Origin of the sequence: Paenibacillus sp. MZ04-78.2, assembly GCF_024213375.1 — a bacterium.
Classification (GTDB): domain Bacteria; phylum Bacillota; class Bacilli; order Paenibacillales; family NBRC-103111; genus Paenibacillus_G.
The window spans coordinates 1-12,345 of record NZ_JANAVJ010000032.1; the positions used below are offsets into that span (position 1 = coordinate 1).

Consider the following 12,345-nt stretch of genomic DNA (forward strand, 5'->3'; position numbering starts at 1 on the left):
AAATTTACTACTGACGAGAATTTTCATTCTCTTTATGACACTCACTCAATGTTCAGTTTTCAAAGGGCAATTTCCTTTAACAAATGCTGCATTGTTAAGCTCTGCAACCTTTGTCTCTTGTTGTCACCTTGTTTAGCGGCGACTTTTATAATATATCACATTCACTTATTAAAAAGCAAGCTTTTTTTATTTCATTTTGTATCCAGAGGTGAAGCTGCTTGCTTGCAAAAGGAGAACGAGTAATAAAATATCATAAGAGCGCACCGGAAGTCAAGCGATTTTCAATTTATTTTAATGGTACATCCGGTTTCTTGCGTATTTCGAAATTTCTTTTGGTGAGGCTAGGCGGGCATACATACGGAAAATGACTTTGTACCGCGATTCGATCGCCGTTTTGATGTCCGCATCGATTCTTTTGTCACTCAAGTCGAAGAGCATTTCATCCAGCTCCTTGCGCAGGACGTAATCCAGTTCTCTGCATTCCCGTTCGTTAAACAAAAAGCCAAGCATGCCGTAGTGGCCCCTTTCCAAAATGAAGTGCGTAAATGCAAAAAAGATATGCAGCGTTAGCGTATCGAGTCCAAACCAAGAAAGGTCGGCGCCTTGGCTGCATACCTCTTTAAATCGCCAAAACCGTCTTGTGTTTTACTGTTATGCACAGTTTTGGGCATTTTTATGAGTTTGCGCTTCATTTATTTTTTTACCCGCGGGCCAACCATAAGGTTAACGTGCTTTCGATTAACGCGGCTACGAACAACACAGCTACGAGCATAACACTGAGAGGCAACAGCGCTTTGATAAACAGCAGAAACTGTTCTCTTGTTTTGACCGATCGGGTCGGACTAAGTGAAGAAAGCAGCGTCTTCAGTACCATCATGCCCAATCGCAGCCCTAAGGCACAAGCCATGATAATCGCCAGAATTTCCAGAATTCCGTGGGGAAGGATCGTTTTGATCACAAACAACCAAGAATGTTTTTGAGCCGACACCATACATACGTACCCAAGCAGCAAGCCGTTGGCAAGAAGAAAAAACAGGGGGAATACCCCGAAAAACAGCCCCAAGGCAATGACCAACAACGATTTGAAAGCATTATTCCAAAAAATGAGCCAAAATAAAGACCATTGCTGATTCGGCTTGCCTGCAATAGAACCAGAGATTTGTTTTATTGCTTCGATCTGGCCGTTGATAAACGCATGAAACTGGCTGGAGTACAGAGCGCCCATCACGATACCCGCGACAAATACCAAGGCGGATGCAATAAAGTAATGTTTCATCAGCTTCATTTGCATCATTGCGTTTTTCCAATTCAAAGAGAGTCCCCCTTTTAAGCATAAGATATGGGTACGAGCATACACATCTATTAATACAAGCCTTTCCGGATGAGATGGGCAAAGGAGGCCTAGCCAGTGAATTATTTTTATGTCATGAACGGCAAGAAGCTCAAACAAGCGCTAATTATTACCGTTGCTGTCCTGTTCGCCATCGGCATTATTTATTCGGAAAGGGAAAATGTTTCGGTCTTCTCCCAATACGAACCCGCCGCTGTCTACAGCATTCCCACGGAAAGAAAGCTGATCGCTCTCACCTTCGATATCAGTTGGGGGGATACGCGCACGGAGCCGATCCTTCAAATTCTGGAAAACAAGGGGATTCGAAACGCAACCTTCTTCTTATCTTCCCCTTGGACCAAAAGCCATCCCGATACCGTGAGCAAAATCGTCAAAGGCGGGTGGGAAATCGGCAGTCACGGACATAAGCACGTGAACTACAGCAGCTTAAGCGATGAGGAAATCCGCGCCCAGATTAAGACGGCTCATCAAGTTATTCAGGAAGTCACCGGCGCAAGTCCGAACCTGCTGCGGCTTCCAAACGGCGATTTTGACAAACGCGTACTGCAGATCGCTAACGAGCTGCGTTATACGGTCATTCAATGGGATACGGATTCTCAGGATTGGATGAATAAAGGAGTCGACACGATCATCAACCGCGTCTTATCTAAAGCGCATCCGGGCGATATCGTTTTATTTCACGCCAGCGACTCCGTCAAGCAAACCCACGAAGCGCTCCCCGTTATTATCGACAAATTACGCGAAAAAGGTTACGAGTTCGTGACCGTTAGTCAATTGATGAAGCAAACGAAGGTCAGCAATCAACCGCCTGTCGAAGATCAAACCATGAAACCTGTACGTTAACCCGCTTCTTATGTAAAAAAACAACAAGAGCCGTTACACCGGCTCTTTATTTGTGTTCAGCACTTTGCTGAGGATCAAAATTTGCCAAGCATTGCACAAGTACAGCGGAACCATCATAAAGATTGTAGAAGCTGCGTTGTCGAGCCGCAGGGAAGGGATAGCCTCGATCGCCGTGACCGCAATCATAAAAAATAATGTCGGAATAGCGGCGCTGCGATTCGTCAATTTTATTTTCCACCAAGCTACGCCGATCGATACCATAATTAGTGAAAGCGGAAGGATCATATACACTCCCCAGCTCATCTGCTGCCCACTGCTAACATAGCGCAAATAGATCAAATCGAACAAGACGATCACCATAATGATCACTTGGACGATATCCCAAGCCCATTTTCGAAGAATGCCGCCCACAATATACCGGACGATCAAATAAGCGAAAAAGCCCATCTGGCTCAACACACTGATCGTAGCACCGCCAAGGATCATCGTGATCACGCTAAAGCCGATTTGTTTTCCGCCGAGCTCAACCTGTTGGTCTGTTAATTGTAGTGCAAGCCCGGCCACAACGGCCGTCACAGCACCGATCAGCAGCGTGGTCCAAAATAAATAAAACCATTTTCTTAACGTCACGACCGCTATACCCCCAATAAGTCATTTCAACAGTTAATTGTACCAACCTTCGCAATAAAAAGCTAACAGCAATTGTGTTAATCCTCGGGGACGCAACAAATACTAACGGCAAAACAATGAAAGGAGCCCGAACTGATGATAGCGCGATGGATTCGTTTTTTACCCGCCGTCCTAATCGTCGGCTTCTTAACTTCCTGCGGTTCCGAATCCCAAACTTCATCCTCCGGTGGCGGGAATACTTACAAAGACACCAAGTCAATGGTGCTCGATATTTTGAAAACCGAAGACGGGCGGAAAGCTATCCAACAGGCTACCATACATGAGAACAGCAAGCTCCAATTATTATCTGCTGGTGATACGCAGCAGTTGCAGCTTGCGGTAAAAGATGTGCTGACCGATACGGAAAGCAATAAGTTTCTGCAAAAAATGATTAGCGACCCGAAATTCGCCGGTCAATTCGCAAAAGCCATTCAAAAAGATACCAAGCAGCTTCAAAAAGATTTATTAAAGGACCCGGAATATCAAAAAGCGATGATGGATGCAATGAAAAGCCCCGATTTTGAAACGATGCTATTGGATGCAATGAAGGGCAATGCCTACCGCACTCAAACGAAAGCTGTTATACAGGAATCCCTTCAAAGTCCGATATTTCGCTTGGAAATGATGGAATTGATGAAGAAAGTGCTGCAGGAAGAGTCGAAGCCTAAAGAAGAGAAAGGCAAGAAGAAGGGCGGTGAAGGCAAGGGCCAGCAAAAACAAGAAGGAGGAAAAGGCAAGCAAGGTGGCGGATCTAAGCAAGGCGGAGGATAACCTTAAAGTTGAAAAAAAAGGATCAGCCTCGTCAGGCTGATCCTTTTTCCTCTAGCTGTTGAATAACTTGCTCCGCCATATCGCGGTAAATGAGCCCTGTTTCGGTATCGGCTTTGTAAACCGAAGGAGAATAATCTGGTTCGGCCACATGGTTGTCCGGGACACCCAGAGGAATTTGAGCCAGTAGCTTCGTATGCAACTCCTCGGCTAACTTGCCACCGCCTCCACGGCCGAATACATAGTCTTTATTGCCGCATTTGCCACAGGCATAGTACGACATATTTTCGACGACGCCGATAATCTCATGCTCCGTATGAATGGCCATCGCACCGGCCCGGGCCGCTACAAAAGCGGCTGTGGCATGAGGCGTGGTAACGATAATTTCTTTGCTGTGCGGAATCATCTGATGGACGTCAAGGGCCACATCTCCCGTTCCCGGGGGCAGGTCCAGCAAAATATAGTCAAGCTCGCCCCACTCCACTTCGTTAAAGAAGTTGCGGAGCATTTTCCCCAGCATCGGACCGCGCCAAATGACCGGCGTATTTTCTTCGACAAAAAAGCCCATGGAAATCACTTTAACGCCGAACCGCTCAACCGGAATAATGCGGTTGTCCACGAGCTGCGGCCTCTCTTCGATTCCCATCATATCGGGAACGCTAAATCCGTAAATGTCGGCATCGACCAGGCCGACTTTCTTCCCTAATCTTGCTAACGCTACGGCCAAGTTGACCGTGACTGTCGATTTCCCGACGCCGCCTTTTCCGCTCGCAATAGCAATGAAACGCACTCCCGATTGCGGGTCAAGCACGTTGACGGAAGGCTCGGAAGGCTGCTCGGTTTTTTCATGAGCAGAAGCCGATTCTTGAGCCTTGCGCGCTGCTTCGTTGCGTTCGAATTCGGACAGCAGCCGAAAGCGCAGGTGAACGTCGGTAGCGCCTGCTTGCTTGAAAGCCTCGGCAATCTGATTTTGCAGTTGCTGCTTGTACGATTCGTTATCACTGGACAGCAGTACGGTTGCCGACACATGTTGTTCTTTGATCATGATATCGCGAATAAAATTCAAATCGGCCAAGCCTAAGCCGAATTCCAGGTCCTTCAGCGGGCTTATGGAAGCCAGCAATTGTTCTTTGGTTATCACAATGTCACCTCGGCGATCCATAGTTAAGTTCTACTGCGGTATATTATACCACAAATTCATCAGGAGCCCACTTTTTCACCCGAGTAATACCGGAGAATGCCTTGATAAATGGAAGTCGCTATCTTTTTCTGATAAGACGAATCCCGAAGCAATTGAGCTTCACCCGGATTGGATAAAAATCCGACTTCGATGAGAGCGCTTGGAATGGTCAGCGCTTTAAGCAAATAGATTTCTTTGTCGGCCTGCTTCGCGACCCGATCCGTATTTTTCAAATTCCTTTTCATTTCCTCCTGAATCAATGCTGCCAAGGTCGAATTGTCGGCATGATTCGGGTAAAAAAACGTCTGCGCACCCGACCAACGGGGGGACGGTATGCTGTTCAGATGGATGCTGACGAATAGATTGGACTTTTGCTTGGTAACAAACTCAGCCCGTTTCAGCAGGTCTTCGGTTTTGCGTTTACTGTACCCCTTCGTTTCCGCAGAGGCCAGGTCCCGGTCGTCCTCCCGGGTCATGACCACCAATGCTCCCGACTGCTGCAAATAATCCCGTAGGTGCAAGGCAATGGCCAAATTGACATCCTTCTCCTCCAGCCCGTCCTTACTTCGAGCGCCTCCGTCCGGCCCGCCGTGTCCGGCATCCAATGCAATGATTTTACCGGACAGCGGCATCGTCCAATACGTCCATGTTTTGGTGGATGGGAGCTCGTAGGTGAACATGAACAGCATGAGCGCCACCAACAAGGCTGACATGACGATTTTGATCCCGCTATGCATGGTCAGCCAAACGACGACCCTCTTTCTTTTTCCGAACATGAAAAAATCCACCTCACATCCCTAGACTCTCTTTCATCTTATGGGACGAGGTGGACAATTATACCTGATGCTTATACCTGATATTCAGGCGCTTTCATACCTTGGATCAACACTTCCGCCACTTCCGGCCGCGTGAACTGAGGCGGCGGGCATTGGCCATCCCGCAGCAGCGCACGAACTTTTGTTCCGGAAAGGTGCAGATGGTCTTCCTTATCGTGCGGACACGTCTTGCTGGAGGCCATGTTGCCGCATTTGGTGCAAAAGAAGCTGTGCTCGAAAAACAGCGGCGTGATGCCCAGCTCTACGGGAGTGAAGTTGCTGAAGATTTCCTGTGCTTCATACGTTCCGTAATAGTCGCCTACGCCCGCATGATCGCGCCCTACAATAAAATGCGTGCAGCCATAATTTTTCCGGACCATCGCATGGAAAATCGCTTCCCGCGGCCCGGCATAGCGCATCGCCGCTGGAAATACGCCCAAAAATACGCGGTCCTTCGGATAGTAATGTTCCAGCAGGACCAAGTAGCTGCGCATCCGGACATCGGCCGATATATCGTCAGACTTGGTCTCGCCCACGAGCGGGTTCAAAAAGAGCGCATCGACGATTTCCATCGCACTTTTTTGAATATACTCGTGTGCCCGGTGAACCGGATTCCGCGTTTGAAAGCCGACTACGGTCTTCCAGCCCTTTTCAGAAAAAAGTCGCCGCGTTGCGGCTGGGGTGTAGTAAAACTCCTCGAATTTATCCGGCTTCGGACGGTTTAATACTTGGATCGGCCCGCCTACATAGGTAGACGGTCTGGAGAACAACTTCTGGACGCCCGGATGCGCTTCATCGTCGGTTTTAAACACGTTCAGCGCTTCTTTGCGCTGGTCGACCTGATATATGCTTTGGACTTCAATCATGCCGTAGATGATGCCGTCCTGGGCCCCTACAAGCGCTACTTCCTGTCCGATGGCAAGGTCACGGGCGATTTGCGGCTCGACGGCTAACGTAATCGGAATGCTCCAGACCGTTCCGTCCTGCAAGCGCATGCGTTCCACGACAGAATGATAATCCTGTTCGCTCAAAAAGCCCGTAAGCGGCGAAAAAGCGCCGACACCGATCAAATCGAGATCGGAAATCGTCCATGCGTCGATGCTAAGCGAATATAACGTTGCGGCATGCTCCAGCAGGCCTGCCCTTTTCTCGCCCTCAATCACTCGGTTAATGAGCGTCCCGCCGTGCGGTCGAATGGTTTCTCCCATCGCTATTGCTCCTCCTATTGCCCTATGCTTATTTATGAAGTCCGCATTCCGTCTTCTCGAAATCGGCCCAACGTCCCGCTCTCGGGTCCTCACCCGCCGCTACCGGACGAGTACAGTGCTCGCAGCCGACACTTGGGTAGTTCCGATCATGAAGCGGGTTGTAAATAATATTGTTGCTTAGAATATAACTCCATACATCTTCAGATGTCCAACTGGCGAGCGGATTGAATTTGACAAGACCGAATTTCACGTCGTATTCGACCTTCTTGGCGTTGGCGCGCGTCGGCGCTTGATCGCGGCGAATTCCTGTGATCCAGGCATTGTAGTTTTTGAGGATATTCGTTAACGGATCGACTTTGCGGATGTTACAGCATTGGTTCGGAGCGCTCTTCCACAGTTCCTCGCCAAACTGCTGCGCCTGCTCCTCCAGCGTAAGCTTTGGAAGCACTTGAACGAATTCGACTCCATAGTGCTGCTGCAGGCGGTCGCGGGTGTCATAGGTTTCCTGGAAATGCACGTTCGTATCCAGGTAAAAGATATCCGTTTGGGGACTGATCTTCTGGAGCATATCGACCAATACGACGTCCTCTGCTCCGAAACTACAGGCTAAAGTGATGTTGGGGAATCTTTCTACCGCCCAGGATAAAAGTGCCTCCGGGCTTTGAGATTCAAAATCCTCTGCTGCTTGACGGATTAACTCCTCTTTCTCAAATAAATTCATAGCTTTTCGCACCTCCGGCAATTTAATTCCGAGTATAGTTATGTGTTTTATTTTATTTAGCTTAATTATAAACGATGGACCCTTTTTGTCAATTTAAAATTTTCTCTAGGCTTCTGCCTTATTTTATTGTTCTCGGGCTTGTTCGGTGAAAATAAAAAAACCTTTCCGAAGTGAATTCGGAAAGGTTCGTTTGTGTCGATATTAACGTTTGGAGAATTGAGGAGCGCGACGAGCAGCTTTCAAGCCGTACTTTTTACGCTCTTTCATCCGCGGGTCACGAGTCAAGAAGCCCGCTTTTTTCAGGGCGCCGCGGAATTCCGGATCTGCTTTCAGCAGAGCGCGGGAAATCCCGTGACGGATCGCGCCGGCTTGTCCGGAGATCCCGCCGCCATGAGCCAAAACCAATACATCGTACTTGGACAATGTTTCAGTCAGGTTAAGCGGTTGTTTTACGATCAATTTCAGCGTTTCCAGACCAAAGTATTCGTCCAGCTCGCGTTTATTAATAATGATACGGCCTTCGCCCGGTACCAAACGTACACGTGCTACCGAATGCTTACGACGACCGGTGCCATAATATTGTACTTGTGCCACTAGACAGTCCTCCCTTTATTAACCGCGAAGTTCCCAAACTTCAGGTTGTTGTGCTTGATGCGGATGTTCCGAACCTGCATACACTTTGAGCTTCGTTTTCAGGCGGTTGCCCAAACGGTTTTTCGGAAGCATACCGTAAATCGCCAGTTCCAACATACGCTCAGGCTTATTGTTCAGCATATCTTGAGCCGAAGTCACTTTCAGACCGCCCGGATGCAGGGAGTGACGATAGTACATTTTGTTTTGCAGTTTTTTACCTGTCAAAACGATTTTCTCAGCATTGATGACGACAACGAAATCGCCAGTATCTACATGCGGAGTAAATTGAGGCTTATGTTTGCCGCGCAGAATGCTCGCCGCTTCGCTAGCCAGACGTCCGAGCGTCTTATCGGTAGCATCGATGATGTACCATTTGCGTTCAACTTCACTAGGCTTCGCCATATATGTGGTACGCATGTTAATGTTCCTCCTAAATCTATCTTCATCACAGGTCATTCATAGTCATGGTTATAGGTTAAAACAAGTTGGTTGCCGTTTCATTGACCCGGGGCCGTGGGGTAGCCAGTCATAAGAAACACCATCTGTTATTTTACTACATCGGCATGCAGTAATCAAGCATTTGGCGCATCTTTTCCGTAAAAAACTTCCCACAGCATAAGCCCGTGCGCCATCGCCGTCGGCCCTGCCAAAGCCCTGTCTTTCGCCGCCAAGACGTCGCGAATAATAGACGGGCTCCGCTTCCCTTCGCCAACCTCAATCAAGGTACCTACAATGATCCGCACCATATTATATAAGAAACCGCTGCCGGTCAAATAAATGTGGATAGCGTACGACTGCAAGTGCGGCTCTATCGGTTCGCACTCCAAGCGAGCTTCGAAGATCGTGCGAACATGGCTTTCCGCCGATGACCGACTCGAACAAAACGAAGTGAAGTCATGCTTGCCGACAAAGCAGCTCAGCGCATCCTGCATGGCCGTTACATCAAGGGCAGTCGGATGGTAAAACTCCGTGTTCCGCTTAAACAGGTCCGGATATTTCCCACATCGCAACGTATATCGATACGTCTTGCGCTTAGCGGACCTTCGGGCATGAAAATCATCCGGCACCACTCTAGTATCCCATACCACAATATCATCCGGCAAACGCGAGTTCATCGCCATGCACCAGCGTTCAATCGGGATTTGAGAACCGGTCTGAAAATTATAAACCTGTCCCCGCGCATGAACCCCCGCATCGGTCCGCCCCGAAGCCGTCACTTTGATCTCCTCGAAGGTGAGATGACGCAATGCTTGCTCCAGCTGCTGCTGAATCGTAATCTTCTGAGGCTGCGTCTGGAAGCCATGGTAGCTCATCCCGTTATAGGATACCGTCATGCAGATGTTTCTCAAGGCAGTCCTCCGTGCTTGGAAAAACAAAATTTCGATCCTACAAAAAAAAGGGTTTCATCAGAATCGTAAGATCCCGTCCACCCTTTCCCATCCTTTTTCTCTTAAGCCCGGTCTACAAGCTCCAAGTAAACCATTGGAGCAGCATCGCCGCGACGAGGTCCGAGCTTCAAAATGCGGGTATAGCCGCCTTGACGCTCAGCGTAGCGAGGAGCCAGATCGGAGAAAAGCTTTTGAATCGCATCTTGGTTTTCGTTTGCCGCTTCGCGACGAACGAAGGAAGCCACTTGCCGACGTGCATGCAAGTCACCACGTTTTGCCAAGGTGATCAATTTTTCTGCGATGGAACGAAGTTCTTTGGCTTTCGCTTCCGTCGTTTGAATGCGCTCATGTATGAACAAGTCGGTTACCAGATCGCGAAACAAAGCTTTACGCGCGCTGGAGTCACGACCCAACTTTTGGTATGCCATGTGAGCAACCTCCTTCTGCTTGATTGGTCAGAGGTGCGCGACTTAAGACTTAATCTTCCATTCTCAGGCCAAGACCAAGCTCTTCGAGCTTCTCTTGAACTTCCTCCAGAGATTTGCGACCCAAGTTGCGGACCTTCATCATGTCTTCTTCCGTTTTCGTAATCAATTCCTGCACCGTATTGATGCCGGCGCGCTTCAGGCAGTTGTAGGAACGAACCGAGAGATCGAGTTCTTCGATAGTCATCTCCAGAACTTTCTCCTTCTTATCCTCTTCCTTCTCCACCATAATCTCAGCGTCCTTGGCTTCGTCGGTCAGACCGACGAACAGCATCAGATGCTCCGTCAAAATTTTGGCGCCCAAGCTTACGGCTTCTTCCGGGCGGATGCTTCCATCTGACCAAACTTCAAGGGTCAACTTATCATAGTTGGTAACTTGACCGACGCGAGTGTTTTCTATGCTGTAATTGACACGAGTAATCGGAGTGTAGATCGAATCGATCGGAATCACGCCGATCGGCTGTTCCTCTTTTTTGTTCTTATCTGCCGATACGTATCCCCGGCCGCGATTCGCATAAATTCTCATATGCAGCCTTGCATCGGAGGACAGCGTAGCAATGTGCAAATCCGGGTTTAAGATCTCCACATCGCTATCGCCGCGAATATCGCCAGCCACAACAGCCCCTTCGCCTTCGGCATCGATCTCAAGCACTTTCTCCTCGTCGGAGTGTATCTTGAGCGACAGTCCTTTCAGGTTCAGGATAATCTCCGTAACATCTTCCATGACGCCAGGAACCGTGGAGAACTCATGCAGCACGCCGTCGATTTGCACGGACGTCACAGCGGCGCCCGGCAAAGACGAAAGCAAAATTCTGCGAAGCGAGTTCCCAAGAGTCGTTCCGTAGCCTCGTTCCAATGGCTCTACGACAAATTTGCCATAGGTGCCGTCTTCGCTCAATGATACGGTTTCTATTTTCGGCTTTTCGATTTCGATCATGGTTACACCCTCCTTCAAACGTCGTTTCCCTTTGGATAACTTAAGACGTATAAACGCGCAGTATGCCTATCCAAATAGTATTCACAACTTTTGGAAAATTATACCGCTTGGCTTAGCAATCCTAATTAGACACGACGGCGTTTCGGAGGACGGCAACCGTTATGAGGAATCGGTGTAACGTCTTTAATCAGGTTAACTTCTAAACCTGCAGCTTGCAGCGAACGAATCGCAGCTTCGCGACCTGCACCCGGTCCTTTAACCATAACCTCAACTGCTCTCATACCATGCTCCATAGCAGCTTTTGCGGCAGTTTCGGCAGCCAATTGTGCAGCAAACGGAGTGCTTTTACGCGAGCCTTTGAACCCGAGGTTACCGGCGCTTGCCCAAGAAATTGCATTCCCGTGCGGGTCGGTAATGGTTACGATAGTGTTGTTGAACGTGGAGCGGATATGAGCCACTCCGGAGTCGATATTTTTCCGATCACGACGTTTGGTACGAACGACTTTTTTAGGTTTAGCCATTTAAAAGGTTACCCCCTTTACTATTTTTTCTTATTAGCTACCGTACGACGAGGACCTTTGCGCGTACGAGCATTTGTTTTGGTACGTTGACCGCGAACAGGCAGGCCGCGGCGGTGACGAACACCACGATAGCAGCCGATCTCGATCAGGCGCTTAATGTTCAGTGCGATTTCACGACGCAGGTCGCCTTCCACTTTCAGCGTTTTGTCGATGACGTCGCGGATTTTGCTTACTTCGTCTTCTGTCAAGTCGCGAACGCGAGTATCGGCATTGATACCGGTTTGAGCGACGATTTTCTGAGCAGTCGTGTTACCGATCCCGAAAATGTAGGTCAGCGCGATTACTACTCGTTTGTCACGAGGCAAGTCTACACCAGCAATACGTGCCATTTAACACAGCACCTCCTTAACCTTGTTTTTGTTTATGTTTCGGATTTTCGCAGATTACCATAACGTTCCCTTTGCGGCGAATGACTTTGCATTTTTCGCAAATCGGCTTGACCGACGGTCTAACCTTCATGGTGTTAACCTCCTCAAAGTTTTCGTGAGAAAACTTACATCGTAAGAGTTAGCTGAGTTTTCGATAGAAAACTGACTTCGTACAATTTATTTAAAACGATAGGTTATACGGCCTCTGGTCAAATCATAGGGCGAGAGCTCGACCGTCACTTTATCGCCGGGCAGGATCCGGATAAAGTGCATTCTGATTTTACCGGATACGTGAGCAAGTATCTTATGACCGTTCTCCAGTTCAACCTTAAACATTGCATTCGGAAGAGGTTCAATCACTGTACCTTCAACTTCAATCACATCTTCTTTGGCCACAG

18 protein-coding genes are annotated in these 12,345 nt (G+C 48.6%); 2 read left to right on the forward strand and 16 right to left on the reverse strand.

Annotation, left to right across the window (positions count from 1 at the left end; all coding sequences use genetic code 11):
• Window positions 1–291: 291 nt before the first annotated feature.
• A complete protein-coding gene (locus NLX71_RS19245) occupies window positions 292–510 on the reverse strand; it encodes a hypothetical protein (RefSeq protein ID WP_036691499.1) in 219 nt (72 codons plus the stop codon).
• 190 nt (window positions 511–700) lie between these two features.
• The gene (locus NLX71_RS19250; protein ID WP_254365408.1) at window positions 701–1,312 is read right to left on the reverse strand and encodes a stage II sporulation protein M; all 612 of its coding nucleotides are present in this window, start codon (window positions 1,310–1,312) and stop codon (window positions 701–703) included.
• Window positions 1,313–1,408: 96 nt separating this feature from the next.
• Here NLX71_RS19250 and pdaB point away from each other — a divergent pair, with 96 nt between their 5' ends.
• Complete coding sequence (gene pdaB, locus NLX71_RS19255; protein WP_254365409.1) at window positions 1,409–2,194, forward strand: polysaccharide deacetylase family sporulation protein PdaB; 786 nt, start codon at window positions 1,409–1,411, stop codon at window positions 2,192–2,194.
• Between the two features lie 33 nt (window positions 2,195–2,227).
• On the opposite strand, the gene NLX71_RS19260 is transcribed toward pdaB, so the two are convergent.
• Complete coding sequence (locus NLX71_RS19260) at window positions 2,228–2,824, reverse strand: KinB-signaling pathway activation protein (RefSeq protein ID WP_254365410.1); 597 nt, start codon at window positions 2,822–2,824, stop codon at window positions 2,228–2,230.
• Between the two features lie 135 nt (window positions 2,825–2,959).
• Here NLX71_RS19260 and gerD point away from each other — a divergent pair, with 135 nt between their 5' ends.
• On the forward strand, window positions 2,960–3,634 hold the full coding sequence (gene gerD / locus NLX71_RS19265; protein ID WP_254365411.1) for a spore germination lipoprotein GerD: 675 nt from the start codon (window positions 2,960–2,962) through the stop codon (window positions 3,632–3,634).
• A 31-nt stretch (window positions 3,635–3,665) separates the two neighbouring features.
• Here the strand turns inward: gerD and NLX71_RS19270 are convergent, their stop codons facing one another.
• The 13 genes from NLX71_RS19270 to infA all read right to left on the reverse strand — a co-directional run bounded on the left by NLX71_RS19270 (window position 3,666) and on the right by infA (window position 12,343).
• Window positions 3,666–4,772: an Mrp/NBP35 family ATP-binding protein gene (locus NLX71_RS19270; protein WP_309248971.1), complete on the reverse strand. Its 1,107-nt coding sequence runs from the start codon at window positions 4,770–4,772 to the stop codon at window positions 3,666–3,668.
• 59 nt (window positions 4,773–4,831) lie between these two features.
• Window positions 4,832–5,587, reverse strand: coding sequence for an N-acetylmuramoyl-L-alanine amidase CwlD (cwlD, locus tag NLX71_RS19275; protein WP_254365412.1), 756 nt, complete (start codon window positions 5,585–5,587; stop codon window positions 4,832–4,834).
• A gap of 71 nt (window positions 5,588–5,658) precedes the next feature.
• A complete protein-coding gene (sat, locus tag NLX71_RS19280) occupies window positions 5,659–6,834 on the reverse strand; it encodes a sulfate adenylyltransferase (RefSeq protein ID WP_254365413.1) in 1,176 nt (391 codons plus the stop codon).
• A gap of 28 nt (window positions 6,835–6,862) precedes the next feature.
• Window positions 6,863–7,555 carry a phosphoadenylyl-sulfate reductase gene (locus tag NLX71_RS19285; protein WP_254365414.1) on the reverse strand — a complete coding sequence of 231 codons (693 nt, stop codon included), beginning with the start codon at window positions 7,553–7,555 and terminating at the stop codon, window positions 6,863–6,865.
• Window positions 7,556–7,756: 201 nt separating this feature from the next.
• Window positions 7,757–8,149, reverse strand: coding sequence for a 30S ribosomal protein S9 (rpsI, locus tag NLX71_RS19290; protein ID WP_090674711.1), 393 nt, complete (start codon window positions 8,147–8,149; stop codon window positions 7,757–7,759).
• Window positions 8,150–8,167: 18 nt separating this feature from the next.
• Window positions 8,168–8,605, reverse strand: coding sequence for a 50S ribosomal protein L13 (gene rplM, locus NLX71_RS19295; protein WP_254365415.1), 438 nt, complete (start codon window positions 8,603–8,605; stop codon window positions 8,168–8,170).
• Window positions 8,606–8,760: 155 nt separating this feature from the next.
• Window positions 8,761–9,537 carry a tRNA pseudouridine(38-40) synthase TruA gene (gene truA, locus NLX71_RS19300; protein WP_254365416.1) on the reverse strand — a complete coding sequence of 259 codons (777 nt, stop codon included), beginning with the start codon at window positions 9,535–9,537 and terminating at the stop codon, window positions 8,761–8,763.
• A 101-nt stretch (window positions 9,538–9,638) separates the two neighbouring features.
• Window positions 9,639–10,004, reverse strand: coding sequence for a 50S ribosomal protein L17 (gene rplQ, locus NLX71_RS19305; RefSeq protein ID WP_010498832.1), 366 nt, complete (start codon window positions 10,002–10,004; stop codon window positions 9,639–9,641).
• Between the two features lie 49 nt (window positions 10,005–10,053).
• The gene (locus NLX71_RS19310) at window positions 10,054–10,998 is read right to left on the reverse strand and encodes a DNA-directed RNA polymerase subunit alpha (RefSeq protein ID WP_254365417.1); all 945 of its coding nucleotides are present in this window, start codon (window positions 10,996–10,998) and stop codon (window positions 10,054–10,056) included.
• Between the two features lie 125 nt (window positions 10,999–11,123).
• Window positions 11,124–11,519, reverse strand: a complete 396-nt coding sequence (gene rpsK, locus NLX71_RS19315) for a 30S ribosomal protein S11 (protein WP_254365418.1) — start codon at window positions 11,517–11,519, stop codon at window positions 11,124–11,126.
• Window positions 11,520–11,539: 20 nt separating this feature from the next.
• Window positions 11,540–11,908 carry a 30S ribosomal protein S13 gene (rpsM, locus tag NLX71_RS19320; RefSeq protein ID WP_054976007.1) on the reverse strand — a complete coding sequence of 123 codons (369 nt, stop codon included), beginning with the start codon at window positions 11,906–11,908 and terminating at the stop codon, window positions 11,540–11,542.
• 16 nt (window positions 11,909–11,924) lie between these two features.
• Window positions 11,925–12,038 carry a 50S ribosomal protein L36 gene (gene rpmJ / locus NLX71_RS19325; protein WP_003333770.1) on the reverse strand — a complete coding sequence of 38 codons (114 nt, stop codon included), beginning with the start codon at window positions 12,036–12,038 and terminating at the stop codon, window positions 11,925–11,927.
• An 86-nt stretch (window positions 12,039–12,124) separates the two neighbouring features.
• Complete coding sequence (gene infA, locus NLX71_RS19330) at window positions 12,125–12,343, reverse strand: translation initiation factor IF-1 (protein WP_009676800.1); 219 nt, start codon at window positions 12,341–12,343, stop codon at window positions 12,125–12,127.
• Window positions 12,344–12,345 lie beyond the last annotated feature (2 nt).